This window comes from Flavobacterium sp. FlaQc-28, assembly GCF_044007415.1.
GTDB lineage: Bacteria > Bacteroidota > Bacteroidia > Flavobacteriales > Flavobacteriaceae > Flavobacterium.
Genome location: NZ_JBIPCM010000006.1, coordinates 85,456 through 111,746, shown reverse-complemented (window position 1 = coordinate 111,746; position 26,291 = coordinate 85,456). Strand labels below are relative to the sequence as shown.

Annotated in this window: 30 protein-coding genes; 8 read left to right on the top strand and 22 right to left on the bottom strand. The window is 32.0% G+C overall.

The annotated features are described in order from the left end of the window. Window positions 1-36: 36 nt before the first annotated feature. Window positions 37-450 (bottom strand): DUF1573 domain-containing protein, encoded by a 414-nt coding sequence (locus ACHRVL_RS16120; protein ID WP_129022965.1) that lies wholly within the window; start codon window positions 448-450, stop codon window positions 37-39. Window positions 451-614: 164 nt separating this feature from the next. On the opposite strand from ACHRVL_RS16120, the gene ACHRVL_RS16115 reads away from it, so the two are divergent. The 3 genes from ACHRVL_RS16115 (at window position 615) to ACHRVL_RS16105 (ending at window position 3,434) form a co-directional block, all read left to right on the top strand. Then, the gene (locus ACHRVL_RS16115) at window positions 615-1,877 is read left to right on the top strand and encodes a sensor histidine kinase (RefSeq protein ID WP_395414376.1); all 1,263 of its coding nucleotides are present in this window, start codon (window positions 615-617) and stop codon (window positions 1,875-1,877) included. After that, window positions 1,874-2,560, top strand: coding sequence for a response regulator transcription factor (locus ACHRVL_RS16110; protein WP_089052942.1), 687 nt, complete (start codon window positions 1,874-1,876; stop codon window positions 2,558-2,560). Before ACHRVL_RS16115 ends, ACHRVL_RS16110 begins: the two co-directional genes overlap by 4 nt. 109 nt (window positions 2,561-2,669) lie before the next feature. Next, window positions 2,670-3,434 (top strand): MBL fold metallo-hydrolase, encoded by a 765-nt coding sequence (locus ACHRVL_RS16105; RefSeq protein ID WP_395414374.1) that lies wholly within the window; start codon window positions 2,670-2,672, stop codon window positions 3,432-3,434. Between the two features lies 1 nt (window position 3,435). Here the strand turns inward: ACHRVL_RS16105 and ACHRVL_RS16100 are convergent, their stop codons facing one another. From ACHRVL_RS16100 to ACHRVL_RS16080, 5 genes are all read right to left on the bottom strand, one after another. Then, on the bottom strand, window positions 3,436-5,652 hold the full coding sequence (locus ACHRVL_RS16100; RefSeq protein WP_395414372.1) for a B12-binding domain-containing radical SAM protein: 2,217 nt from the start codon (window positions 5,650-5,652) through the stop codon (window positions 3,436-3,438). A gap of 82 nt (window positions 5,653-5,734) precedes the next feature. Continuing rightward, complete coding sequence (locus ACHRVL_RS16095) at window positions 5,735-7,099, bottom strand: alpha/beta hydrolase family protein (RefSeq protein WP_395414370.1); 1,365 nt, start codon at window positions 7,097-7,099, stop codon at window positions 5,735-5,737. A gap of 41 nt (window positions 7,100-7,140) precedes the next feature. Next, complete coding sequence (locus ACHRVL_RS16090; RefSeq protein WP_395414368.1) at window positions 7,141-7,803, bottom strand: SdpI family protein; 663 nt, start codon at window positions 7,801-7,803, stop codon at window positions 7,141-7,143. 3 nt (window positions 7,804-7,806) lie between these two features. Further along, entirely contained in the window at window positions 7,807-8,061 is a 255-nt protein-coding gene (locus ACHRVL_RS16085; protein ID WP_089056237.1) for an autorepressor SdpR family transcription factor, read from the bottom strand. A 99-nt stretch (window positions 8,062-8,160) separates the two neighbouring features. After that, complete coding sequence (locus ACHRVL_RS16080; protein ID WP_370432689.1) at window positions 8,161-9,438, bottom strand: MFS transporter; 1,278 nt, start codon at window positions 9,436-9,438, stop codon at window positions 8,161-8,163. Window positions 9,439-9,707: 269 nt separating this feature from the next. Here ACHRVL_RS16080 and bshC point away from each other — a divergent pair, with 269 nt between their 5' ends. From bshC to ACHRVL_RS16065, 3 genes are all read left to right on the top strand, one after another. Then, on the top strand, window positions 9,708-11,297 hold the full coding sequence (bshC, locus tag ACHRVL_RS16075; RefSeq protein WP_395414366.1) for a bacillithiol biosynthesis cysteine-adding enzyme BshC: 1,590 nt from the start codon (window positions 9,708-9,710) through the stop codon (window positions 11,295-11,297). 117 nt (window positions 11,298-11,414) lie between these two features. Then, on the top strand, window positions 11,415-12,686 hold the full coding sequence (locus ACHRVL_RS16070) for an acyltransferase family protein (protein ID WP_395414364.1): 1,272 nt from the start codon (window positions 11,415-11,417) through the stop codon (window positions 12,684-12,686). A 217-nt stretch (window positions 12,687-12,903) separates the two neighbouring features. Next, entirely contained in the window at window positions 12,904-13,323 is a 420-nt protein-coding gene (locus ACHRVL_RS16065) for a nucleoside-diphosphate kinase (protein ID WP_129052660.1), read from the top strand. Between the two features lie 105 nt (window positions 13,324-13,428). On the opposite strand, the gene ACHRVL_RS16060 is transcribed toward ACHRVL_RS16065, so the two are convergent. From ACHRVL_RS16060 to ACHRVL_RS16050, 3 genes are read right to left on the bottom strand one after another with little or no spacing between them, the layout of a single operon-like run. Beyond that, the gene (locus ACHRVL_RS16060) at window positions 13,429-13,890 is read right to left on the bottom strand and encodes a hypothetical protein (RefSeq protein WP_395414362.1); all 462 of its coding nucleotides are present in this window, start codon (window positions 13,888-13,890) and stop codon (window positions 13,429-13,431) included. Between the two features lie 29 nt (window positions 13,891-13,919). Beyond that, window positions 13,920-14,216, bottom strand: coding sequence for a DUF721 domain-containing protein (locus tag ACHRVL_RS16055; protein ID WP_089052934.1), 297 nt, complete (start codon window positions 14,214-14,216; stop codon window positions 13,920-13,922). Next, window positions 14,197-14,637: a hypothetical protein gene (locus ACHRVL_RS16050; protein ID WP_395414360.1), complete on the bottom strand. Its 441-nt coding sequence runs from the start codon at window positions 14,635-14,637 to the stop codon at window positions 14,197-14,199. The genes ACHRVL_RS16055 and ACHRVL_RS16050 overlap by 20 nt, the downstream gene beginning before the upstream one ends. 348 nt (window positions 14,638-14,985) lie before the next feature. On the opposite strand from ACHRVL_RS16050, the gene ACHRVL_RS16045 reads away from it, so the two are divergent. After that, window positions 14,986-15,519, top strand: coding sequence for a hypothetical protein (locus ACHRVL_RS16045; RefSeq protein ID WP_395414357.1), 534 nt, complete (start codon window positions 14,986-14,988; stop codon window positions 15,517-15,519). On the opposite strand, the gene ACHRVL_RS16040 is transcribed toward ACHRVL_RS16045, so the two are convergent. From ACHRVL_RS16040 to ACHRVL_RS15980, 13 genes are all read right to left on the bottom strand, one after another. Next, a complete protein-coding gene (locus ACHRVL_RS16040; RefSeq protein WP_395414355.1) occupies window positions 15,508-16,107 on the bottom strand; it encodes a Zn-dependent protease in 600 nt (199 codons plus the stop codon). The genes ACHRVL_RS16045 and ACHRVL_RS16040 overlap by 12 nt on opposite strands. Before the next feature lie 21 nt (window positions 16,108-16,128). Next, window positions 16,129-16,308 (bottom strand): hypothetical protein, encoded by a 180-nt coding sequence (locus ACHRVL_RS16035; RefSeq protein ID WP_089053092.1) that lies wholly within the window; start codon window positions 16,306-16,308, stop codon window positions 16,129-16,131. A gap of 7 nt (window positions 16,309-16,315) precedes the next feature. Next, window positions 16,316-17,269, bottom strand: a complete 954-nt coding sequence (gene ftsY, locus ACHRVL_RS16030) for a signal recognition particle-docking protein FtsY (protein ID WP_395414353.1) — start codon at window positions 17,267-17,269, stop codon at window positions 16,316-16,318. Between the two features lie 266 nt (window positions 17,270-17,535). Beyond that, window positions 17,536-17,688, bottom strand: coding sequence for a DUF4295 domain-containing protein (locus ACHRVL_RS16025; protein ID WP_071634818.1), 153 nt, complete (start codon window positions 17,686-17,688; stop codon window positions 17,536-17,538). A 71-nt stretch (window positions 17,689-17,759) separates the two neighbouring features. Then, entirely contained in the window at window positions 17,760-17,942 is a 183-nt protein-coding gene (rpmG, locus tag ACHRVL_RS16020) for a 50S ribosomal protein L33 (RefSeq protein WP_008253902.1), read from the bottom strand. Between the two features lie 27 nt (window positions 17,943-17,969). Further along, window positions 17,970-18,206, bottom strand: a complete 237-nt coding sequence (rpmB, locus tag ACHRVL_RS16015) for a 50S ribosomal protein L28 (RefSeq protein WP_008468080.1) — start codon at window positions 18,204-18,206, stop codon at window positions 17,970-17,972. Window positions 18,207-18,277: 71 nt separating this feature from the next. Continuing rightward, complete coding sequence (locus ACHRVL_RS16010) at window positions 18,278-19,531, bottom strand: competence/damage-inducible protein A (protein WP_395414351.1); 1,254 nt, start codon at window positions 19,529-19,531, stop codon at window positions 18,278-18,280. Window positions 19,532-19,755: 224 nt separating this feature from the next. Further along, window positions 19,756-20,100 carry an Hpt domain-containing protein gene (locus ACHRVL_RS16005; protein WP_089052930.1) on the bottom strand — a complete coding sequence of 115 codons (345 nt, stop codon included), beginning with the start codon at window positions 20,098-20,100 and terminating at the stop codon, window positions 19,756-19,758. Next, entirely contained in the window at window positions 20,100-20,711 is a 612-nt protein-coding gene (locus ACHRVL_RS16000) for a fumarylacetoacetate hydrolase family protein (RefSeq protein ID WP_395414349.1), read from the bottom strand. The genes ACHRVL_RS16005 and ACHRVL_RS16000 overlap by 1 nt, the downstream gene beginning before the upstream one ends. Before the next feature lie 86 nt (window positions 20,712-20,797). Continuing rightward, window positions 20,798-21,568, bottom strand: coding sequence for a 3'-5' exonuclease (locus tag ACHRVL_RS15995; RefSeq protein WP_089052928.1), 771 nt, complete (start codon window positions 21,566-21,568; stop codon window positions 20,798-20,800). A gap of 210 nt (window positions 21,569-21,778) precedes the next feature. Continuing rightward, window positions 21,779-23,089 carry a dihydrolipoamide acetyltransferase family protein gene (locus ACHRVL_RS15990; protein ID WP_395414347.1) on the bottom strand — a complete coding sequence of 437 codons (1,311 nt, stop codon included), beginning with the start codon at window positions 23,087-23,089 and terminating at the stop codon, window positions 21,779-21,781. Between the two features lie 84 nt (window positions 23,090-23,173). Next, on the bottom strand, window positions 23,174-24,337 hold the full coding sequence (locus tag ACHRVL_RS15985; RefSeq protein WP_395414345.1) for a glycosyltransferase family 2 protein: 1,164 nt from the start codon (window positions 24,335-24,337) through the stop codon (window positions 23,174-23,176). A 31-nt stretch (window positions 24,338-24,368) separates the two neighbouring features. Continuing rightward, window positions 24,369-25,550 carry a hypothetical protein gene (locus ACHRVL_RS15980; protein ID WP_395414342.1) on the bottom strand — a complete coding sequence of 394 codons (1,182 nt, stop codon included), beginning with the start codon at window positions 25,548-25,550 and terminating at the stop codon, window positions 24,369-24,371. 117 nt (window positions 25,551-25,667) lie between these two features. Here ACHRVL_RS15980 and ACHRVL_RS15975 point away from each other — a divergent pair, with 117 nt between their 5' ends. Then, the gene (locus tag ACHRVL_RS15975; RefSeq protein WP_395414341.1) at window positions 25,668-26,258 is read left to right on the top strand and encodes a hypothetical protein; all 591 of its coding nucleotides are present in this window, start codon (window positions 25,668-25,670) and stop codon (window positions 26,256-26,258) included. The last annotated feature ends 33 nt before the right edge of the window (window positions 26,259-26,291 follow it).

Here is a 26,291-nt window from a genome sequence, read left to right as displayed (position 1 = left end):
CCACTTTATATAACTAACCTCTAAAAATAAACTTATTTAAATAACAGTTCCTTTTAATGTAAGTACTTTTGGTGTTGTTTCAGCACTTGTAGTTACAGTAACTGTTTTTGTAAATCCGCCTTTGTTTGCAGCGTTATAAGTTGCAGTAACTTTTGCAGATTTACCAGGTAAAATTGGTTCTTTTGTATAATCAGTTGCTGTACAACCGCATGAACCTTTTACATCTGTAATTACTACAGCTGTTTTTCCTGTATTTTTAAATTCATAAACAATTGCTTTTGGAGTACCTTGCGGTATCTGTCCAACATCAATTGTTTCGGCTTTCCAAACAATTGTTGAAGCTGCTTCAATTACTGTTGTTTCAGAAACTAATGATTGTACTGGTGCTATTGCTGAAAAAGACATTAAGCCTAAAGCCAAAGCAAGCATAGAAATTTTAATGATTCTCATAGTCAAATATTTTAAATGGTTTATAGTTCTAATTTTATATTTCAAAAGTAATACAGACAAAAACAAATCGCTGTTAACCAGTTTCAAATCTTTGTTAATGACTTGTTAATCCCTTATTTTAGTCTTAAAAATGATTAATATTACACTTTTAAAATGCCTTTTTCTTGAAAATTAACAGACTTAACAGTATCATCCTCCTCGGATTAATTGCCATTATAAGCATTTTGGTAGCGCAATTGCTTTGGACAAAAGAAGCTTTTACATTAGAACAAAAAAAGCTTAGCCAGAAAGCCCATATTGCACTTCTTGAAGTTGCTAGAAAATTATATGAAGGAAAAGATCGCGAGCCATCTTGTCAAAATCCTGTTCGAAAAGTTTCAAACGATTATTACATTGTAAACATCGACAATGAGTTTGAACCCGATATTTTAGAATTTTATTTAAGATCAGAATTCAAAAAGATGAACATTACAACCGATTTTGAATATGCGATGTACAATTGTCAAAGCGACGAAATGGTGTATGGAAATTATATTTCTTTGTCTCAAAAAGCAAAAGCAAAAAAAACAGTTTCTTTTCCTAAACATAAAAATCTTGTTTACTACTTTGCAGTTCGTTTTCCTAACGAAACGACCTACTTATTCAGTTCAATGCGTTTTTGGTTTGTACTTTCAACTGCTTTAATTTTGATTTTATTAATTTACGTATATTCAATTTTTAAACTTTTGCAACAAAAAAAATACTCTGAATTGCAACGTGATTTTATCAATAATATGACGCATGAATTTAAAACCCCATTATCTTCTATTTTAATTGCATCGAAATATTTAATAGAACAAAATCCAATTAAGGAAAATAAAAAACTGCATACTTATACTGATATTATAATCAATCAGAGTAATAAACTGAATAATCATATTGAAAAGATTTTAAATATTGCGAAATCAGATTACAGACCTTTAGAATTAAAAAAAGAAACTGTTTTAATTATTCCAATTATTGAAGAAGCAATTGAAAACATTCACCTGAAATATCCAGAGGCGGTTATCAAAATTGAAACGCATTCTAAAGAGTATTTATTAGAAACAGATATATTTCATTTTTCTAATATCATCTATAACCTTTTAGACAATGCGGTAAAATACTGCAATGCAAAACCGGAAATCACAATTAAAATATCTGACGAAAAATCGATTTTAAAGATTGAAGTTATTGATAACGGAATCGGAATTTCTTCTAAAAAAATATCCTTTATATTTGATAAATTTTATCGAGTTCAAAATGAAAAAAGTAATGAAGTTAATGGTTTTGGACTTGGTTTATATTATGTAAAAGAAATTTGCGGACTGCAAAACTGGAAAATTAAAGCCGAAAATAATACCACAAACGGAGTTACTATAACTTTATCTATTCCTTATAAAAAATGAAACATTATAAAATACTTTATACCGAAGATGATGAAACATTAGCCTTTTTGACCAAGGATAATTTAGAACAAAACAATTACGAAGTTGTTCATTGTATTGATGGTAAGTCTGGCTTGGAAACTTTTAAAAAAGAGAGTTTTGACATTTGTATTTTTGATATTATGATGCCAAAAATGGATGGTTTTGAATTGGCTTCAGAAATAAGAAAAATAGATTTAGACGTGCCTATTATTTTTCTATCGGCAAAAACCTTAAAAGAAGATCGTATAAAAGGACTGCGTTTAGGAGCTGATGACTATTTGGTAAAGCCTTTTAGTATTGAAGAATTAATGCTTAAAATTGAAATTTTTCTAAAACGCTCACAGCGAAATATTACGGTCGAAAAATCGATCTACGAAATTGGAAAATACCAATTTGATACTAAAAACTTCATTCTCTTTAATGATGATGAAAAAATTGGACTTACGCAGCGCGAAGCAGAATTATTAAAATTATTCCTTGATAATAAAAACTCTGTCTTAAAAAGAGAACAAATCCTAACCTCTCTTTGGGGAACTGATGATTATTTCATGGGACGAAGTCTTGATGTTTTTATTTCCCGATTACGTAAAATTCTATCAAATGAAAAAGGTATTTCGATTGAAAATCTTCACGGAATTGGCTTTAGATTTTCTATTGAATAAATTGTCAAAAATTCTTATCACAATCAATAACAATCCTGTTAAAAATAAAGAAAAATCTATAAATTAAATTTGAAAAATCTTTGTATTTTTAATATCTAATTTTCCAGATATGAAAATACATCATTTGCGAAATGCGACTTTAGTTATTGAAACAGAGAAGCATGTAATTTTGGTTGATCCAATGTTAGGAAAAAGAAAAACGATTCCTCCATTTACAATCTTTCGATACAAACCAAAAAGAAATCCCTTGGTTTCTCTGCCCAAAAACAGCCGAGAAATTTTGAGCAAAGTAACTCATTGTTTAATAACTCATTTGCATCCTGATCATATAGACAAAGCTGGTGAAGTTTTTTTAAGACGAAAAAGCATACCTGTAATTTGCAGTGCAAAAGATGAAAAAGTGCTTACAAAAAGAGGGCTTAACATTGTTCAAACTTTAAATTACTGGGAACCGCAATCTTTTCTAGATGGAAAAATTATTGGTATCCCCGCACTTCATGGCTATGGTTTTGTTGCAAAATTAATGGGAAATGTAATGGGGTTTTATATTGAACTCGAAAATGAGAAATCTGTTTACATAAGCGCTGACACCATTTTTACCAATGATGTGCAAAAAGCGCTCATCGAGTTAAAACCTGATATTGCAACTGTTGCCTGCGGAACTGCCAGATTAGATTTTGGCCAGCCTTTATTAATGAGAATGAATGATATTTTGAAATTTACAACGCTTGCCCCTGGAAATGTTTTTGCAAATCATCTTGAAGCTCTAAATCACTGTCCAACAACTCGTGAAGAACTGAAAACAGCTCTTGCTGAAAATAATCTTCTCTATAAAACTACAATTCCAAGCGACGGAACTTTTGTCGAATATTGATTTATAAAACTAATAATCCGAACTCGCGTAAAGTGTTTATTGGTTTTGAATACCAAAACAATTCAAAATCTTCTAAATGAGTTTCAAAGTCATTTTTCACTTCTTGAAAAGTATAACTTTTAGTATTTGAAACTGAGATTTTAGTTAAAATTTCGATTAACCATTTACCTTCTTCATTACTTGTTTGAATACTGAAGCTTTGTTTTTTATCATGAAAAGTAAGCGCCATCATTTCCCAGCTTCTTCCTTTTTTTGATTTAGTAAAAATATCGGTCGAGGGTTTTCCACCAAGCCAAACTACTTTTGCATTTGGTTTTGTGCTGAAATCATTTTGTTCTTCAAGCGCATTAAAAATAAAATCGGGGTGAATTTTTGTCTTCGGAATTTTAAAATCAAACCAATCTTGAAGTTCATAATCAAAACAAATTCCGTGCATGAAATTAAAAAGCGATTTCTTTAATCCAAAACTAAATTTATCGTGATTGATTCCCGTTGAATCTGTGTATTCAATATCATTATTAGCAAAAGTTCCAATAGTTTCAGAAGCCTTAGTGACACCAAATTTTTCAGGATATAATCCAACTGGACTATGAGCTGTTAATGCAAACTGATGCCAAAATCCTGATTGTAAAACTCCAGCTTCAAACAACTGACGAACCATTTCAAGACTATCAACTGTTTCTTGAATCGTTTGTGTCGGATATCCGTACATTAAATAGGCATGAACCATAATTCCTGCTTCGGTAAAATTGCGAGTTACTTTTGCAACTTGCTCCACCGTTACACCTTTGTCTATTAATTTCAATAATCGGTCTGAAGCAACTTCTAAACCACCTGAAACCGCAATACAACCAGATGCTTTTAAAAGAAGACAAAGATCTTTAGAAAAACTTTTTTCAAATCTAATATTCGTCCACCAAGTAACTGCAAGTTTTCGCTTCAGAATTTCAAGTGACAAAGCCCGCATTAAAGCCGGCGGCGCAGCTTCATCGACAAAATGAAAACCATTTTGACCCGTTTGCAAAATCATTTCTTCCATTCGATCACAAAGTAAACTTGCAGCAACTGGTTCGTAAACTTTAATATAATCTAGCGAAATATCGCAAAAAGTACATTTTCCCCAATAGCAGCCGTGTGCCATGGTAAGTTTATTCCAACGCCCATCGCTCCACATTCTGTGCATTGGATTTACAATTTCAATTACCGAAATGTATTTATCTAAAGGCAGATCTGAGTAATCTGGAGTTCCTACTTGTGATTGTTTATAATCGTGTTTTAACGAATTATTTTTATAAACTACTTCTCCATTTTCTAATAAAAAGGTTCTTTTATAGTGCTTCTCGTCCCTCGACTCCGCTCGGGATGACATATTTTCAATAAGTTCTTCTATTGGAACTTCGCCATCGTCTAAAGTGATGAAATCGAAAAATTCAAAAACACGTTTATCTGAAAGGGATCGCAGTTCTGTATTTGGGAAACCACCACCCATCGAAATTTTAATTTCGGGATGATTTTGTTTTACCCATTGTGCACATCGAAATGCACTGTATAAATTCCCGGGAAAAGGAACAGAAATCAAAAAGAAAGTAGGTTTTACAGCTTCAATTTTTTCTTTTAAAATAGAAATTAAAACGGAATCAATATAAGTTGGTTCTTGTTGTAAAGCGTTGTATAATTCATCAAAAGAATTTGCGCTTCGGCCTAAACGTTCTGCATATCGGCTGAAGCCAAAATTTTCATCAACACATTCTACAATAAAATCCGAAATATCTTCAAGATATAAAGTTGCCAAATGTTTGGCTTTATCTTGAGTTCCCATCGTTCCAAAAGCCCAATCAAGCTCTTCTAACTGTGCAAAGCGAGAAGCTTCAGGCAGAAAATCTTCCTGACAAATCTGTAAAGCCAAAGTTGGATTTTTCCCCTGCAAAAACTGAATGACAGCATCGATGGTTTTGATGTATTCATCCTGCAAAGCAAAAATACGCTTAGAGTTATCTGAGATTTCAAAACCAGAAGTCTCAAACTTAAAACTTGAAGTTTTAAACAAATTATTTAATCCTTGCTTCGAGAACAATTCCAAAATCACATCAATACCCAAATCCGCCTGAACCGATTCGATATTTTTAGTATTCAAAAACCCTTTTATATAAGCCGTTGCCGGATACGGAGTATTCAGTTGTGTAAATGGCGGCGTAATAACAAAAAGTTTCGTTTTCAAAGGGAATTATTTTTTTGCAAAAATACGGGATATTTAGAGACTTTTTAGGAAAAGATTCACCTTACTGCTTTAGCTTAATTTTTTATCTAATCTGCAATAAAACCCAGTTTGATATTTCTTCTAAAGCTATTGGCGAAAAAGTCTGCTCAATTTTTTCATATTCATCCGGCGAGCCTGTTTTACACTCCTGAAACAAATGATTTAAATTAGGTAAAATTTTAGCCGTCACTTTTTTATTTCCCGCTTTTCCTAAAGTCTTTTCTATAACTTCTAAATTTACTTCTGCCGGAACTTGTAAATCTTTACTTCCATTAAGCGCCAAAACTGGACATTTTACTTTTGCTAAAGCAACTGCTGGATCCATTTTTATAAAAGTGTACCACCAATTACTTGTAATTTGGTTTGTCGCCGCTTTTGCTTGATTCTCATCAAATTTTGAATTAAAATAAGTACTTACACTATTTTTGAAATTTTCATCATTTGCAGAAGAAGCGACAACAAGGGCATAAGCTCCTTTTAAAATTTCTTGTCTTTTTTTAATTGCTTCGCTAGAAACACCACTTTGTCTCTCTATTAATTCAGTTTGTAAAAGTAATAATGTATCGCCGCGCAAGCCAGGAGCAGCCAATAAAACAATAAAATCGATATCTTTAGAATTCCCTGCTATTATAGGTGCGATTAGTCCACCCTCACTATGGCCAATTAATCCAATTTTCTTTTTATCAATTTCTTTTCTTGTTTTTAAATAATCAACTCCAGCCTGAACGTCTTTTGAAAAATCAATCGTAGATGCGTTCGAAAAATCTCCTGTTGACTCACCTGCACCACGATCATCAAAACGTAATACCGCAATGCCTTTTTTAGTCAAATAATCAGCTAAAACGAGAAACGGTTTATGTCCCAAAAGTTCTTCATCTCTATTTTGTCTGCCGCTTCCTGTAATTAAGATCACAGCCGGAAAATTACCCTCTTTTTTAGGAAGAGACAAAGTTCCTGCTAAAACGACGTTATCTATTTTATTCTCGAATTTTACTTCTTCAGTATAATATGGGTAAGGCTTTTGCGGTTCCTGAGGTCTTGCATAAACTTGTTTTTGAATAGTTTCCCTAGATAAATCCAGTTCTAAAGACTGTCCTCCCTGCGTAAATTTTCCAACAACAATATTGTCTTTATTCAAGGTGCCCTCGTAAGAAATTTGACCACTTGGAATTTCTAATTTCAAAATCAAATTTTCAAAAGCAACTTTTTCCAAAGGAATTCCTGCAACTTTCTGATCCGGGCTATCCATTGTCCCATTATATCCATTTTCTGTTTTATTAACATGAAAAACAACTCTTAGCTGCCCGTTCGGAACCTTCAAAAGTCCATTCCATTGTCCTATAATTTCTTGTCCGTTCATTATAAAAGAAATTAAAGTTGTAATTATAATAAGTACTGTTTTTAACATTTTTATTTGAATAAGTTATTGATTTAATTGATTTTCAATCGTTACAATTTTTCTTCTTTTTTCTCCAATTGCTTGAATTTGATAAAAGAGTATGCAATCGGTACGAATGCCAAAACAACTCCGATAGCAATGAAAGCTTTAGCGAAAATAGGGCCTGAAAAAATAAGTGCCCCTAAAATGATAATTAGACCGCCGCCAAACCAAAGTTTACCTGCAAATACGTGCGTAGCTTTCCAAACTTCAGAATTTTCTAATGTCCATGGTGTTCTAATTCCTATAAAATAATTAGGCTGAATTACTTTAAAATAATTTCCTAATGCCATTAATAAAACACCAATCAAAACATACATTAAATTCGGGTTTGAAAAAGTTTGATTTTTTGAGATGTATATTATGAACAATGCAAGCAAAGACATAATCAAAACCAGAAAAAACTTTAATTGATAAAATTTAGAACCCATTAAAGAAATCCTTTTTTTAGGATCAAATTTTGCAGCCGCAATCGTAATAAGATACATTAAGCCCGGCAGCATAAAAACCAATACAATCAAGAAAGATTTATTTCCCCAATCGTCAATTTGTCCATTAATATTCCAATGTATTGGAACTCTTTCGGGAAGACTGTTCCAAATCACACCTAAATACACAAAAGGAGTCAAAACAATTCCAATAATTGGAAGCTCTTTTTTAAATTCTAAATTCATTTTTTATTTTTTAAAAGTTAATATCCATTGCAAGACATCCTCCATTATGGTGGTATTGATGGAATAAATGATGAATTGTCCTTTTTTTTCGGATGTAATTAAATCCGCTCGTCTTAAAATATCTAAATGATGCGAAATACTTGGTTTTGAAATATTAAATGCATCTGCAATTTCGCCTGCAGACATATCTTTCTGTCTTAAAAGCTCAAGAATTTCTCTTCTTGTTGCATCATTTAATGCTTTAAAAATATCATTCATTCTATTTATATATTTAGACAAATATCTAAATACTTTTTAAACTGACAAAAAAAAGCAGTAATTTTTAAATTACTGCTTTCCTATATCTTTAGAAATATCTTAAAACTTATGCTCCTCTTTACTGATTACCAAAAATGAAAATAATGAAATACAAGCAGCAGCTGTTAAATACAACCCTACATAACTGACACTGTAAGTAGAAGCCAAATAAATGGCAATCATAGGAGCAAAAGCAGCTCCAAGAATTCCTGCCATATTAAAAGTTAAAGAAGCACCAGAATAACGAACATTTGTTGGAAACAACTCTGATAAAAATGTTCCTAAAGGACCATAAGTGAACCCCATTAACCCCATTCCGATGCAGGCAAAAGTGGTAATTAAAACAATGTTTCCAGTACTCAGAAAGTACGAAAAGAAAAAACCAAAAACCGCAATAGCTCCTGTGGCAATAATAAGCATTTTACGACGTCCGATTTTATCAGCAACTACTGCAGAAACTGGAATAAAAGCCGCAAAAAACAGTACAGAAAATAATTGCACTAATAATGCATCTCTTTTGACAATTCCTAAATCTGAAGTTGCCCAGCTCAATGTAAAAACGGTCATTAAATAAAAAACTAAAAAAGTTGTAATGGCAGCAAACGTTCCAAAAATCAACTGATTTTTATATGATTTCACCAATACTAAAAAAGGGATTTTAACTTCTTCTTTCTCTTTTTTAGAATTTTCGAATGAAGGTGTTTCAGTAATTTTTGTTCGAATGTAAAAACCAACTACAACCAAAAGTGAACTGGCAATAAATGGAATTCTCCAGCCATAATCCATAAAGTCTTCATTACTCATAGAATCGGTTAATAGTAAAAATGTTCCTCCCGAAAGTAACAATCCTATTGGAGCACCTAATTGAGGAAACATTCCGTACCAGGCGCGTTTATTTGGCGGTGCGTTTTCTATAGCCAGCAAAACTGCTCCTCCCCACTCACCTCCTAAGCCAACCCCTTGTCCAAAACGACACAACATCAACAATAATGGCGCCGCAACACCTATACTGGCGTAACTTGGCAAAAATCCAATAGTAACAGTCGAAATACCCATTGTTAGCAAAGCTGCAACTAGCGTAAATTTACGGCCTATTTTATCACCATAATGACCAAAAAAAGCGGAACCTAAAGGACGTGATAAGAATGCAATTGAAAAAGTAGCTAACGATTCCAAAGTCGCCATAGTCGAATCTGAACTGGGGAAAAATAATTGTGGAAAAACTAATACAGCTGCATTAGCGTAAATATAAAAATCAAAAAATTCAATTGTTGTACCAATTAGGCTTCCAAAAAGAACGTGTTTTAAAGAGTTCTTCTTTTTTGGGTTAGTTTCCATGTAAAATAGATATATTTATTTCTACTGCAAAAATAGGTTTTCACCTCTAATAATTCAATGATACACAAATTAGTTTTAAACCATTCACACATTATTAACAAAATTAATGCGTTTTTACATTTTTACAACCCTTCAAAAAACTTAATTAAAAAACTGATTTTAAGATATTTATCTTAAATTTTAAAAATCAATTCTTAAGCAATAGTTAAAACCAATTTTGACTGTATATTTTCATTAAATTTACAGCTGTCAAAAATAAATTTCAAATTATGCCTACAGACTGTATCAGCTACCAAACTTCAGGATATTTTTCTAAACTAATACAAGATTATTTAGATCAAAAATCAGAATTAAAGCCGCTGTACAATCATTTTCCTACTTTAGAAAATTTTCAGAAACAAATCACTGAAAAAACAGCCAACTTTGATAATAACAATAGAATTCCTTTAGTAGAGACTTTAAAAAAGCAATATCAAAATATAGAGGTTTCGAATTCTACTAAACAGAACATTGAGCTTCTTGCTCTCGAAAATACCTTTACCATTACAACTGGACATCAATTAAACCTCTTTAGCGGTCCATTGTATTTTTTATATAAAATTATTTCGACCATTAATCTTACTAAAGAATTAAAAGCGAAATATCCATCGCACAATTTTGTTCCGATTTACTGGATGGCAACAGAAGATCATGATTTTGAAGAAATTAACTATTTTAATTTTAAAGGAAAAAAATTCAGATGGAACAAAGAAAGTAATGGTCCGGTTGGAAGACTTTCAACCGAGGGTTTGGCAGAGTTTTTTGAAATTTATGCTTTGGAATTAGGCTCGAGTACAAATGCCAATACATTAAAAAAACTCTTTGCTGATGCCTATTTAAAACACGACAATCTAGCCGATGCGACTCGCTTTTTAGCCAACAGCTTATTTGCAGACTACGGTTTAGTAATTTTAGATGCAGATGATGCACACTTAAAACGTGCCTTTATTCCGTATATAAAAGAAGAATTAGAAAAACAAACTTCATACAAAGCTGTTCAGGAAACAATTGAACAGCTTACAGCATATACTGTTCAGGTAAATCCGCGCGAGATTAATTTATTTTATATTGAAGATCATTTACGCGAAAGAATCATTTTTGAAAATGATAAATATTTTGTGAACAATACGAAAATCTCGTTTTCAAAAGAAGAAATTTTTAAACTTTTAGAAAACAATGCAGAAAAGTTCAGCCCAAATGTGATAATGCGTCCGCTTTATCAAGAAATTATCTTACCTAATTTATGTTATATTGGCGGAGGCGGAGAAATTGCCTATTGGCTTGAATTGAAATCTTTTTTTGATGCGGTAAAAATTACGTTTCCAATGCTTTTAGTTCGTAATTCAGTTCTTTTAACAACAGAAAAACAAGTTAAAAAAGCAGATCAACTGAATTTAAGCTGGAAAGATTTATTTACCAAACAAGAGAATTTAGTTAACACAATCACACATAAAATTTCTACATTTCCTATTGATTTGACGCCGCAAAAAGATATTTTGAAAACACAATTTCAATATCTTTACGAACTGGCAGATCAAACTGACAAATCATTTTCGGGAGCTGTTAAAGCACAGGAAATAAAACAGACAAAAGGTCTTGAAAATTTAGAAAAGCGTTTATTAAAAGCACAAAAACGAAAATTACACAATCAATTACAGCGTGTTATTGATTTACAATGCGAATTGTTTCCAAATAATAGTTTACAAGAACGCCAAACCAATTTTTCTGAGTTTTATTTAGAAAAAGGCGTAGAATTAGTACCGCTTTTAGTAGAAAATTTGAAGCCGTTAGAAATGAATTTTAACATCATAACAATATAAAAAAATAAAGTAATAATTCTGAGAACCAAATAACCACCTTCTTCTCGAAATTATTGCCTCTCTAAACCAAATAGAAAAATTTTATAAAAACAAAAAATTAACCTATTTACCAAAACTATGACCCGAGAGCGCTTGATTTCGTTAGATGTCTTTAGAGGACTCACTATTTTATTGATGACAATTGTAAACAACCCCGGTGATTGGGGCAATGTTTATCCGCCTTTATTACATGCCGATTGGAACGGATGCACACCTACTGATTTGGTATTTCCATTTTTCATTTTTATAATGGGAGTTGCCGTCCCTTTGGCAATGCCGGATAAATTTTATGATGGTTCCACTTTCAATAAAATTCTAGTTCGCTCTTTGCGAATGCTTTGTTTAGGGATTTTCTTTAACTTTTTTGGAAAAATTCAGTTATTTGGACTAGAAGGAATTCCACTCTTAATTGGCCGATTAGCCATTACAATTGCTGTAGGTTATGCTTTAATGGGAAATTTCAGTTCCAAAGTCAAAAACATACTAGCCTTTTCAATTCTCTTTATTTATCTTTTTTTGACTTACAGCGGTATTGAAGCATATAGTAGCGTGAGACTTCCAGGAGTTTTACAAAGAATTGCGATCGTTTATTTTGTCGTTTCTCTTTTGTATCTAAAAACATCTCAAAGAACACAAATCATAACTGGAGTTGTTCTACTATTGGGTTATTGGGCAATTATGACTTTAATTCCTGTACCCGGAATTGGTGAAGCTAACCTTGAAAAAGGAACAAATCTAGCTTCTTGGGTTGACAGTGTTTTACTAAAAGGACATATGTATCGCGGCACCATAACTTGGGATCCTGAAGGAATCTTAAGTACAATTCCATCAATTGTAAACGGAATTATCGGTTTATTAATTGGACAGGTTTTACAAGCAAATACTATCAAAATACAAAAAGCACAAAAAATGGGTATCATTGGTACAATACTTATCTTTTTTGGGTTAATCTGGGACACGGTTTTCCCAATAAACAAATCACTTTGGACAAGCAGTTATGTTTTGTACACTACAGGATTAGCTACAGTGTTTCTAACGATTTTATACTATATAATTGATATTAGCAATTACAAAAAAGGCTTCAAACCTTTCTTAATTTGGGGAGTAAATCCAATGATTGTTTTCTTTACTTCGCAGATTATTCCACAGGCTTTAATAATGATCGAGTTTCAAAATCCGCATAACCCTTCAGAGAAAATCAACCTATTAAACTACTTATATAGTTTCGGGATTGCACCATTTTTCAGCAATCCCATGACCGCCTCGCTGGCTGGTGCACTGACCTATGTTTGTATTTGGACGTTTATTTTATGGATCTTCTACAGAAACAAATTAATATTCAAAGTATAAAAATGTTTCACCATATAAGTAATATAAGTTCATTTTAGAAAATGGTAAAACTTCCTGAGCTGTTTCCCACACAGATTTAAATGAACTTACATTACTTATATGGTTTAAAAAAGCTTTTATTCACCGAAACATCATTCTAACGTGTTTTAATTACGAATTAATTAAAATCAATTCATAAAAAAAGTATACTTTTGCACAAAATTTAATAAAATAAAAAATGGCAACAAATAGAACTTTTACAATGATTAAACCAGATGCTGTTGCAAACGGACACATCGGGAATATCTTAGCAATGATCACTAATGGTGGTTTCAAAATCGTTTCATTAAAATTAACTCAATTAACTGTAGCTGATGCTCAAGCATTTTACGCAGTTCACGCAGAAAGACCTTTCTACGGAGAATTAGTTGAATTTATGTCACGCGGACCAATTGTTGCTGCGATTTTAGAAAAAGACAACGCAGTAGAAGATTTCAGAACTTTAATTGGAGCTACAAATCCTGCTGAAGCTGCTGAAGGAACTATCCGTAAAGCATACGCTACTTCAATTGGAGAAAATGCAGTTCACGGTTCTGACAGCGACGAAAATGCTGCAATCGAAGGTGCATTCCACTTTGCTGGTAGAGAGCAATTCTAATTTATGATTTCACGTTCGGTACTAATAATTACCGAGCTTTGCACATAATAAAAAGCCGTTTCAAATTTGAAACGGCTTTTTATTTATATTTATATGTCTATACAACTAAGTGTTCGCACTTTTTAAAGTATTTTCCATTTCAACTAAATCGACTAAATTCTTTTTCAAGTTTAACTTTAAAGCATCGAAATTGCCATGATAAAAACTAGAAATACAACCTACCCTCTTTCCTTCTTCAAGAATAAAAACCGACTCATAAAGACTGCCTTTTCCAGACTCGAACATAGTAGCAAAACCATCTAATTCAGCGTATTTATATACTTTAGATTTTCCTAATCCAAAATAACGTTTCACACTTATACTATCTTCATACATTTTTATGCTGTTCGCTCTAGTCTTCAATATAGTCAACCAGAAAACAACAATAAACAATAAAAACAAAATGGCTAATATTGTATTTTCCTTAGGCGAAATAAAACATAAGTAAAAAGCCAAAAGCGGCAAAGCACTCAAATATGAAATTAAAACAATTGGAAAAATTTTAAACTTCGATCTTATGATTATCATAATTTAACTATCTTGAATTCCAAATGAGTTTATCTTAATACTACGTCTTTTACAACCTCACGACCCAATTCTTCATTAATCATTTTAACGATTTTAGATTTTCCATGACTTAACTCTTCCCTTAAAACTGCTGACGCAAGTTCAACATAAAGCGTACTTCCTTTTAAAACAACATTTCTGGTGTATGTGTTCACTCCATTTCCCATCAACTGTCTCCATGCCTCTTTTACATCAATTTGATCCATTCCAGGCTGCAATTTATTCACCTGAATAATTTGCTGTAAAACATCGCCAATTGTACTTTGATTATTTAGTCTTTTTGCCATTTTCTAAAATATTAACTGGTCCCGCTTTTTTATAATGATATTCTTTATTTTGATCGTTCTTTACCACAAAGGTCTCATCTGAAATAGAAATCAACTCCTCACTCCATTTGGCATAATCCGTTTTATAATCCAAAAAAGTTCCTTTATCAGTAAATCTTACTGAAACATTCTCAAAAGTATTTGTAGTTAAAAAAGTACCATCTAACTGCGCCATAACTTTCGTACGAGTACCCTTATTCCCTTTTATTTGGAAATAATCAAAGTTCTCATTCATTCCATATGCTTTTTCTTCACCTTTATCAAAAACCACTTTTTCAATTTCCCAGTAACCATTAAGTTTTTCAATATCTGCAGGTTTTATTTCTTGTTTACAACTTACAAACAAAAGCGATAAAACCAAAATCATAAAAGTGTTTTTCATAATAATTTAAAGTATTAATACGGAGCCGACCTGCTGTCTGCTATATCTTTTCCTGCCTAAAGAAGCCAGAAAAAAGACACTGCCCCCATCAAGGCTAGGACTCCAAGTTTTAAAAAATCTGTGACACAAAGTTAACTTTATAAAATTCTAAAAAAGTATTTATAACTTAATTTTTAGAAAATTATAAATAGCAGAAAACAAAAAACTTATTCTGCTCTTAATTAAACTTATACAGGTCATTTTATTCTTTATTATAAAGCACTTTTACATAAAAACATTCTTTCCCTATTTTTCTTCTCCTTTAAATATCAAGCATAAAACACACTAACTACCAAACAACAGCCAAAAATGAAAAGAACATTACTTGTATTTATTATTCTAACTTTAATTTCATGTACAAATAAAAAAAGTAATAAGCCTGAAACAAATACCAGCAAAAATAATTTGATTAAACCTATTGAGGGAGAAAAAGAAGCCAAACCAACAGATTCTATAAAAGACAACTTCTTAAAAACTCAAAAAAACAAGAACTCTCCAATCAAAATTATTTCAGCCACGCTATTAAAAAATCAATATTCTAATCATAAAGACATTAAACTAACGTATAAAAACATAACTAAAAAAAACATCAAAGCCATTAAATTTGAATGGTACTGCGAAAATGTATTTGATGAACCAGCAAGCGGACAATTTTTCTTCGTAAAAGGAGTAACTAGAAAACACACTGAATCTCTCTTAAAATCCAGAGAAACAGAATCTAAAATCTGGGAAGACTTTTCGACAGATGCCAACATTATTATTGCTGCGAGAGCTTATTACGTAGTCTTTTCTGACGGAACAAAATGGCAACTAAATAGCAAAACAACTAATTTACAAGATTAAATTCCATCCCTGATTTACTAAAAAAGCTTTACAATTCTCGCAAAAATCTTTTTCTTCATCTAGATGATTTCTTCCTTCAGCATCACGCATTAAACACGTTTTAACGGAACAATGAGACAAACCTTCTGTATGTCCGAGCTCATGAAGAACTAGCTTATGAAACTGTTCCTTTTTGTTCTTTGAAGACAATCTAAAATCAGAAACCACACAGGCTTTTCCAGGTCTATAACCTAGTCCCATAACACCCCAATCTACAATCCCTTTATATGTTGTACTAATATCACGGTTAGACAATCCAACAATTACAGAATCTTTGCCAATTTTGTCCTTAAGACTTTTAATAATACTATCAGCTCGATATCTATTTCTGGGTTTATAATATGAATTTTCTGGAAAGGAAATATTTGGTCTTAAAATCACATTTGGATTTATAGACTTAATTCCTACAAATACCTTTTGAGATTGTTCTGTTTTAAAATCACCTAAAGGTTGTATAACAATTACTTTTTGACTTTTGGTACCATTTTCACTTTTCTCCTTTTTACAAGAAAACACAAGAAAAAGAAAAACAAGAAAACAGTATCTCATAATCAAAACCACAGTAATAATCTATTGTTTTGTACGCAGTCTTTTAAGAACTCCCATAAAAAAGAATCCTATTCCCAGAACAAGCAGAACATAATAAAAAGAAAGACTATTATCTCTTAAAACATTTGCTAAAACAAAACACACCACACTTGCAAAATAGAAAACAACTGCTGATATATTTTTTAAAGAAGAAAAACTCATTATAATTTTATTTAAAGAAACTGTCAACGAATTCATATTTATTAAAGACTTGTAAATCTTCAATTCCTTCGCCAACACCAATATATTTTACAGGAATTTGAAATTGGTCAGAAATACCAATTACAACACCGCCTTTTGCAGTTCCGTCTAATTTTGTTACTGCCAATGAAGTTACTTCTGTTGCTGCTGTAAACTGTTTAGCTTGTTCAAAAGCATTTTGACCTGTTGAACCATCTAAAACTAAAAGTACATCATGTGGAGCATCTTCAACCACTTTCTGCATAACACGTTTCACTTTAGAAAGCTCATTCATCAAATTAACTTTATTGTGTAAACGCCCGGCAGTATCAATAATTACAACATCAGCATTTTGAGCTACAGCAGATTGCAAAGTATCAAAAGCTACTGAAGCAGGATCGCTTCCCATATTTTGTCTTACGATTGGCACATCTACACGATCAGCCCAAACTTGCAACTGGTCTATTGCAGCGGCACGAAATGTATCTGCGGCACCTAAAACTACTTTATAACCAGCTTTTTTAAACTGATAAGCCAATTTACCAATTGTAGTTGTTTTTCCAACACCGTTTACACCAACCACCATTAAAACATATGGCTTTTTATCTTTTGGAATATCAAACTCTGTTCCTTCTCCTGTATTGGTTTCAGATAATAAACCACCTATTTCATCACGAAGAATTTGATTTAATTCGGCTGTACCTAAATATTTATCTTCGGCAACACGTTTTTCAATTCTTTCAATGATTTTCAACGTTGTATTTACGCCAACGTCTGAGGCAACCAAAACTTCTTCAAGATTATCTAAAACATCGTCATCGACTTTAGATTTTCCTGCAACAGCTTTGCTTAACTTAGAGAAAAAAGTAGTTTTTGTTTTTTCAAGACCTTTATCTAAAGTCTCTTTTTTTTCGGTAGAGAATAATTTTTTAAAAATACTCATTTTTTATTTATTGTTAGTTGTAGACTGTTTCTTAGGGCTTAAAAACAATCCTAATGCTTATAGAATGCCTTTTGCTTTTAATTTAACCCCGACAGGAACGATATCCTTTACTTGTCTCCTTTAGAAGAGTAAAGATAAAGAGTATGGCGGGAATTAATGTTTAAAAAAACACAAATTGTATGGTTTCTACAAATTTTTAAACAAATATAAAAAATAAAAAAGCTACTTCCGAATGAAAGTAGCTTTTCTATATATTGTAAATGTAATTATTTCTTTTTCAAGAAATTATCAACTTCTTCAGGAGCCATAATAGATTCTACGAATGTATATGCACCAGTTTTAGGAGATTTCACCATTTTGATGGCTTTTGATAATCTCTTAGAAGATGTTTGTAACGATGCTACGGTTTTCTTTGCCATGATTCAAATGTTATTTGAAGTTTTATAAAACTCAAATGGCCAAACCACTGAGACTTATAAATCTCTAATTATTACTTAATTTCTTTATGAACAGTTACTCTTTTTAAGATTGGATTAAATTTTTTAATCTCTAATCTGTCTGGAGTATTTTTTTTGTTCTTAGTTGTAATGTATCTAGAAGTTCCTGGAACACCAGAAGTCTTGTGCTCAGTACATTCTAAAATTACTTGGATTCTATTACCTTTCTTTGCCATCTTGCTATATATTTATTTAGGAAAAGATTATTTGATAAATCCTTCTGACTGCGCTTTTTTCAAAACAGCAGTGATTCCATTTTTATTAATTGTTTTTATCGTAGATGCTGCTACTCTAAGAGTAATCCATCTATCTTCTTCTGGAAGATAAAAACGCTTTTTAACTAAGTTTACAGAAAACTTTCTCTTAGTTTTGTTCATAGCGTGAGAAACGTTATTTCCTACCATCGCTCTTTTACCTGTAAGGTCACAAACTCTTGACATTATACTTATCTTTTATCGTTATTCAAAATCAGGGTGCAAAGAAAAGAAAAATAAACCATTGTAGCAAAAAATTATTGCACAATTTTCAAAATTTCTTTCTGTAAAATTTCCAAACTCTTAATCGTGGCTCTATCTATCACTTTTTCACGTGGTTGACCAAAGTTAAATTCTTCTACAATTATCTCTGTTGGGGTAGCCAAAGCTATAAAAACAGTGCCAATTTCAGCATCTGAATCACCTTTTGAGGGTCCGGCATTACCAGTTGTCGCAATTGCATAGTCCGTTTTCAGTATTTCTTTCACATTCAAAGCCATAGCTGATGCAACCTGTGCACTTACCACTGTAAATTCATCTATTAAATCCTGCGAAACACCAAGAACATTGACCTTAGCCTCTGTTGCATACGAAACAACACTTCCTTTAAAATATTTCGAAGAACCTTCTACCGAAGTTAACAACGAAGCAATTCTTCCTCCAGTACAACTTTCTGCCGTTGAAATCGTTTTATTTTGCCTGGAAAGAAATTTAGCAATTACAGTTTCTATCGTTTCATTTTCTTCGTAACCAACTATTATATCATGAATTATAGCATCTAAAGTTTTTACATTTTCTTCTATTGCTTTTTCTAACTCAGCCTTATCAGTTCCTCGAGCTGTTAATCGCAAACGCACTCTGCCTGGATTTGGCAGATACGCTAATTTTATAAAATCCGGCAGATTATTCTCCCAAGTTTCTATACGCTCTGCAACTAAACTCTCCCCTTGACCATAGGTTAAAATAGTTTTATGAATAATGTAGGGACGCTTATATTCTTTGACTATTTTAGGAATTATCTCTTCTTCAACTAAATATTTCATTTCATACGGAACTCCGGGAAGCGAAATAAATACAGTATTTTCTTTTTTCATCCACATACCCGGCGCAGTACCTACTTGATTATGAAGTACTGTACAAGTAGACGGAACGAGGGCTTGATCTTTGTTTAATTGCGAAATTGGTCTTTTATAAAAACCTTCTATTAACTGCGTTACATGTGCCAAAACTTCTGGATCAACAACTAATTCGTCGTTAAAATATTCGCAAAAGGTTTTCTTAGTAACATCATCTTTTGTAGGCCCTAAACCACCGGTTACAATCACAACATCAACCTTGTTTTGCAATTGCTCAAAAGTATCTAAAATGTGTTTTTTATCATCACTTATCGAAATCATTTCTGCAACTTCAACACCAATTCGATCAAGTGATTTAGCAATAAAACCAGAGTTTGTGTCAATAATTTGACCTATCAAAATTTCATCTCCAATAGTTATAATGGCTGCCTTCATACAAATATTATTTTCACTTGCGGTAATGCAAGTTGTTATTAGAAAGTAGATTGCTGTTTTTACTTTATTTATAAGGAAATAAAAACTGGATTCTTTTTACAACAAATACCAGATGTTGACTAAACGAAGTTTTTAGAAATTGAAAAAACAACCTCAACAATAGAAAAAATCCTTAATTCTTATTCTTTTCTTTAAAAAAAACAAGAATTAAGAACATTTAAATCTTACAAATCAAAATCTTTCTTGATTTCTTTGATAGCATCTTTAACCTGTACTTTTATACTTTTAAAAGTCTCTATAATATCCTTTTTCTTTCCCTCGGCTTTTGTCCAAGCTTCTACTTGCAGAATTTCTTCAAAAGCAACATTTAACCCCATTAAATCTAATGTAGGTTTAATTTTATGAGCATAAGAATAGGCATATTTATGATCCTTTTTCTTAATTCCCTCTTTAATTTGCTTCAGATCTTCTGGGACTTCTGTAACAAATAAATTAAGAATTTCGTTTACAAATTCAGGATCGTTATCTGAAAGCGCGTACACTTTCGAAAGGTTGTACTTTAAGGCCATTATTTTACTTGTATTCTAAATAATTTTTTATCTTCTAAAAAGCCCTCTAAAACATCATTAGGCTTAACTGATGCAACACCCGCAGGCGTCCCAGTAAAAATAATATCTCCAATTTTTAAGGTAAAAAATTGCGATACGTACGAAATCAGTTCGTCAATTTTCCAAAGCATAAAGCTTGTATTTCCTTTTTGAACAGTTTCATTATTATTCTTGAGTTCAAACGTAAGATTTTCTAATGAAACAAAATCACTTTTTGGCAAAAAATCACCAATTACAGCAGAACCGTCAAAAGCTTTTGCTTTTTCCCACGGCAATCCTTTTGCTTTCAATTTATCTTGTAAATCCCTAGCTGTAAAATCAATACCTACACTAATTTCTTCGTAATATTTATTAGCAAACTTTGGTTCAATATATTTTCCTACTTTATTAATCTTTACGATTACTTCTAATTCATGATGAACTTCTTCAGAAAATTCTGGAATTACAAACGGATGCTGTTTCAACAAAACTGCCGAATCTGGCTTCATAAAAACCACAGGCTCATCTGGTCGTTCGTTTTTTAGCTCCTCAATATGATTGGTATAATTTCTACCGATACAAATAATCTTCATTCTTTTTCTTAAGTTGCTAAGATACTAAGATGCTAAGGCACTAAGAAACTAAACTCAGAATCTCAGAACCTTAGTATCTTAGAACCTTATTTCGTATTTAATTTTCTTAATTTAATTGCAGTCAAAACTTTTTTGGTATACAAAGGAAAGTCTGCGTTTTGAATCCAGCTAAAGTAACCCGGCTCTGACTCCAATACTTTCTCTACTTTTGCTCCTTTATGTTTTCCGAAAGTAAAAATCTCTTCGTTGTCTTTATCAAAAGCAATCATCCCAGCAAAGTCTGCTATTTTTTTTCGAGTTGTAAATTCAGACAATGATTTCATATCATTCTCTAATTCTGGATAACGGTCTAATTGTGCTTTTAAAATTTCGTAAGTTGCCATTGTATCTGCTTCTGCAGAATGGGCATTTTCAAGGCTTTTTCCGCAATAAAACTTCAAAGCAGCACTTAATGTACGCTCTTCCATTTTATGAAAAATAGTCTGCACATCTACAGAAACTTTATTTTTCATATCAAAATCAACTCCTGCACGAAGCAATTCTTCTGCTAATAACGGAATATCAAAACGATCTGAATTAAAACCTCCTAAATCACTATCCTTAATCATATTATAAACCTGCGGTGCCAATTCTGTAAAAGTAGGCTCATTTGCCACTTTTTCATCAGTTATACCATGTACAGCTGTTGTTTGCGGCGGAATTGGGATAGTAGGATTAACTAACCATGTTTTACTTTCTTTATTTCCGTTTGGGAAAACTTTGAATATCGAAATTTCTACAATCCGATCTTTACCGATGTCAATTCCAGTAGTTTCTAGATCAAAAAAACAAATTGGTTTGTTAAGCTTTAATTCCATTTTTAAATTTTATAAGTTTACAAATGTAATTTTTAAAGCGGAATTTCCTTTGCAAATTTTTATTTTTTTGCCCAAAACAAGTCTCTTTTTTGCATTTTAACATCAAAATTTATCAGAGAACAATTTCTTCTTAATTGTATCTTCTTATTTTCCTACAAACAAAAAACCCGAAAAAACTAATTTTCGGGTTTGTATCTAAATATCGATCGATTAAAAATCACGATCTACATCAAAAGCTTCTAAATATTCTGCTACTCTTTTCACAAAACTTCCTCCTAAAGCTCCATCAACAACTCTATGATCATAAGAGTGAGACAAGAACATTTTTTGACGGATTCCGATAAAATCACCTTCCGGTGTTTCGATAACTGCAGGCACTTTACGAATCGCACCAAGAGCTAAAATACCAACTTGAGGCTGATTGATAATTGGCGTTCCAAAAACACTTCCAAACGTTCCAACATTTGTTACTGTATAAGTTCCGCCTTGCGTATCATCTGGTTTTAATTTTCCAGCTTTTGCACGATTTCCTAAATCGTTGACTGCTTTTGCCATTCCAACAAGATTTAACTGATCTGCATTTTTAATTACAGGAACAATTAGATTTCCATTTGGCAATGCGGCTGCCATTCCTAAATTAATATTTTTCTTTTTGATGATATAATCTCCATCAACAGAAATATTCATTCCTGGAAAATCTTTTAAAGCTTTTGCAACAGCTTCCATCATAATTGGAGTAAAAGTAAGTTTCTCTCCTTCTCTTTTTTCAAAAGCAGTTTTAACTCTTTCTCTCCATTTTACAATATTTGTAACATCAACTTCTATAAACGACTGTACATGTGCAGAAGTTTGAACCGAAGCCACCATATATCCTGAAATCAATTTACGCATTCTGTCCATTTCGATGATTTCATCACCTCCATTAACAGAAACTGGAACCGCCTGCTGACTTTTTTGAACTATTGGCTCTGCCGCTTTTGGCGCAGCAGCAACAGTTTGCGGAGCAGGAGCGCCTGATTTTCTATTTTCTATAAACTTTAGAATATCTTCTTTTGTTACGCGTCCATCTTTTCCTGAACCTGCAATATTATTCAATTCAGCAACAGAAATTCCTTCTTCTTTTGCGATATTTTTTACTAAAGGAGAAAAGAATTTATCAGATCCTGAAAAATCTTGCGGTACAGAAACTGCTTCTTTAACTGTTTCTATTGTTTTTTCAATTTCTACTGCTTCTACAGGAACTACAGTTTCTTCAACAGCTTGCACAGCTGGAGCATCACCTTCTGTTTCAATAATAGCAATGGTTTGTCCTACTTGAACTAAATCATCTTTACCAAACAATTGTTCAACTAAAACGCCCGACACTTCGCTTGGCACTTCGCTGTCAACCTTATCAGTTGCAATCTCTAGTACAGCTTCATCAGCTTCAATTCTGTCTCCAACTTCTTTCAACCAGTTTGTAATGGTTGCTTCAGCGACACTTTCTCCCATTTTTGGAAGTTTTAATTCAAATCTTGCCATATTGTTATCCTCAAGGGTGATTTTGATTATCAGATTGCGAAATTACTGAATATTTTAAATATAAATTACATTTAATATAATTTTTTACTCAATTTCCACAATTTGACCCATGTCATTTCGCGAATTGCTTCCAATTATAAAATTTGTATTTTTAGGGAAAATCTTAAAAGTAATGTTCTTATCTTTAAGAGTTTCTATGATTTTGATACATTTTTTGAATGAAACATACTGATTATCCAAAATTATCTCAATGTTTTTCCCCTTAAAAACCTGGCACGAATTTACCATTTTTTCTTTTTTTAAATCGAAAAACTGCACTTTATTTTTTAAAATAGATGGTAATTTTTCAGACAAATTTTGATTTAAGGAATAAAAAATAAAACTTTCCGGCGATGGTTTTACTTTTATTTTCGCTTGAAACATTTTGAAAAATGAAAAAACAAAACTTCCTATTTGAATAAAAAAAGTAAAAAACCAAGATTTCTTAAAATGCTTTTGATAAAAGTAATTCATTGCTTCTTGAAAACGCAGCATATATTTTTCGTCCTTTACTGTACTCTCTCCTTTATAATGCAAAACAGTAGTTTCATGAAAATAATAATTTGATTTTTGCTTCAAAAGTACACGATAAGACAAGTCAATATCATCTGCGTACATAAAGCAATTTTCATCAAATCCTCTTAATTCAAGGTAAAGATCTCGTTTCATAAGCATAAAAGCTCCCACTAAAATCTCAACTTTTCCGCTTTGATCTTTATTTAAATGCTGGGCATAATAACGATTAAATATTCGTGATTTTGGAAATATTTTGTACAACCCAAAAATCTTTGTAAAAGCAACCCAAGGAGTTGGAATGCCGCGTTTACTTTCGGGCAGAAAACTTCCGATACCGTCAATTAATTTACAGCCTATTATTCCTAAATCTTGTTTTTCTTCGGCGAAAGCCAAAATTTTAGTAAATGTATCTTCCGCAACAACTGTATCGGGATTTAAAATACAAATGTATTTTCCCGCCGCAAATTGAACTCCAATATTATTCCCTTTTGGAAAACCAAAATTGCGATCGTTTTGAATTAGTTTAATATTAGGGAATTTATTTTTCATCATCAAACAACTATCGTCAGATGAATTATTATCTACTACAATAATTTCGGCATCAAGTGTTAAAAGTGCTTCTTGAACACTCAAAATACATTGTTCGAGAAAGTAACGCACATTATAATTAAGTATAACAACCGATAATTGCATGTAATTTTAAGTAATTTGATTCTTGGGGAAGTTAGAAATTTTCGGTCAAACCTAATCGCAATGACCAATCGTTTTTGCTGACTCCAAAATCCAGCACCAAATTACTATTATTCTGTTTATTCCATTTAATACGTAATCCTGTTCCAACAGCGGGATTCCATTTACTAAACTCATAGGTATCTAACTTTGAAACTGAAGAAATATTAGTAAAAAACACTGCGCCCCAAAAACCATTTTTTGAAATATCAGTACGATATTCGGTTTCAAAATAAATAAGTGCATTACTTCTAAATCTATTTCTGGTAAAACCACGACCCGTTTTCCCGTCTCGATCCCAGCCTATGCTTGGCAGATCAAGATAATGTGGTTTTCCTCCAAAAGTTGACCAATAAAAGGCTCTGTAAGCTAGAACTCGATGCTTGTGTTTATTAAATGAATGATATTTTCTGGCATCAAAATAAATAGAATTCCATTTTTTGCCATCAACTCCGCTTGTATTTATCCTATAATCTGCTTCTACATACAAACCTTGTTCTGGATTAACATTGTTTTCTCTCGAATCATACAAACCTTGAACAGCAAATCCTAACGATGTTTCATCTGTAAAATCGCCGTTCATATATTTAAAGTAATCTGTTTCTTCATCTATATAGGAATCTTCAGAAATATTTTGGTAATTATCAAACAACACCCCTAATCCCATTCTAAAATCACCAATAACTTTACGAGTTGCAAATTGATAAAATCTCCATTGTTGATAATCCAGAGTCGACATTTTATCTTCGGTATTATGCCTTCCCAATCCATAGGTATCTTGCGGATAAATCATATACCTATAATCTCCAATAAAATTCCAATTATTATCTGCAGTGTATATATAGGACTGCACAGGAAAAACATATTGTTTGGTGAAACTAAAATAAGGAGAAAAAGTAATTTGAGACATTTTTGTTGTTTTGCTGTCTCCTAAATAAAAGGTGGTTAAAAATGAAACTACTAATCCTGCACTTTTATTTGCATCGATAGGAACTGGAAGCAAAGAAAAAGCTACTTTTTTTTCTGGTTTTATTCGAACAGAATCATTTTTATGGAAAAGCTTATACAATACATCTAAAATGTCTTTTTGATTATTCGAAATGGAATCATTTTGTGCGTAACAAAATGACATCCCAAAAAAGAAAAATAAAACAAGTAGTGATTTTGCTTTTTTCATTTCGTAAAGTTTTCAGAAACAATATCTTACAAATTTAAAATTTTATTTAGAATAGGTAACTCTTTCAAAATAATAAAAAAGAAAATTATATTTTTGATGATGAAACCTTTCTCTTTTATGAAAAACAAACCGTCGATTATCCTGAACTATTTTCTTTTTTCTTTAATCTTACTGTTTTCATACAGTTTTTCGCCTTTAATTGTTTTTTCGAGCTCAAACTTAGATCTTGTAAAAACTTCGACATGGTATATTGCAGGTCCGACAAAAGAAACACAGGAAACTATAAATAAAATCAGAAAAGAAAAGGGGTTAATCAAGATTACGGCAAAAGAAAATCCGACAGGTGAAATTGAACTGAATGTAATGATTTCAGAATCTAATTCGAATGACGGTTCACCAACAAATTTATCTGAGAACTCAAAATATGTGAGTATTACCTATAAATCAAACGAGTTGATAAAGCTTCAAGCCCGTGAAGGAAATGAAGAAGGCACTGGATGCGTGCACGGCGGCTCACATCCAAGAGTTGATCTTCCAATATCAGCCAAAAGTTTTACAACACTAAAAATTCCGTGGACAGAGTTCAAGCAAGACGGTCTTGCAAATGGAAAGATTTTAAACATTCATAACCTTTGCAAATTCAATTTTGTAAACTACAATCCAACATCAAACGCCGTTTTAGAAATAAAATCTGTTCGTATTCATTAACTGTTTCAATACAAATAGAATCTTTTGTTTGCC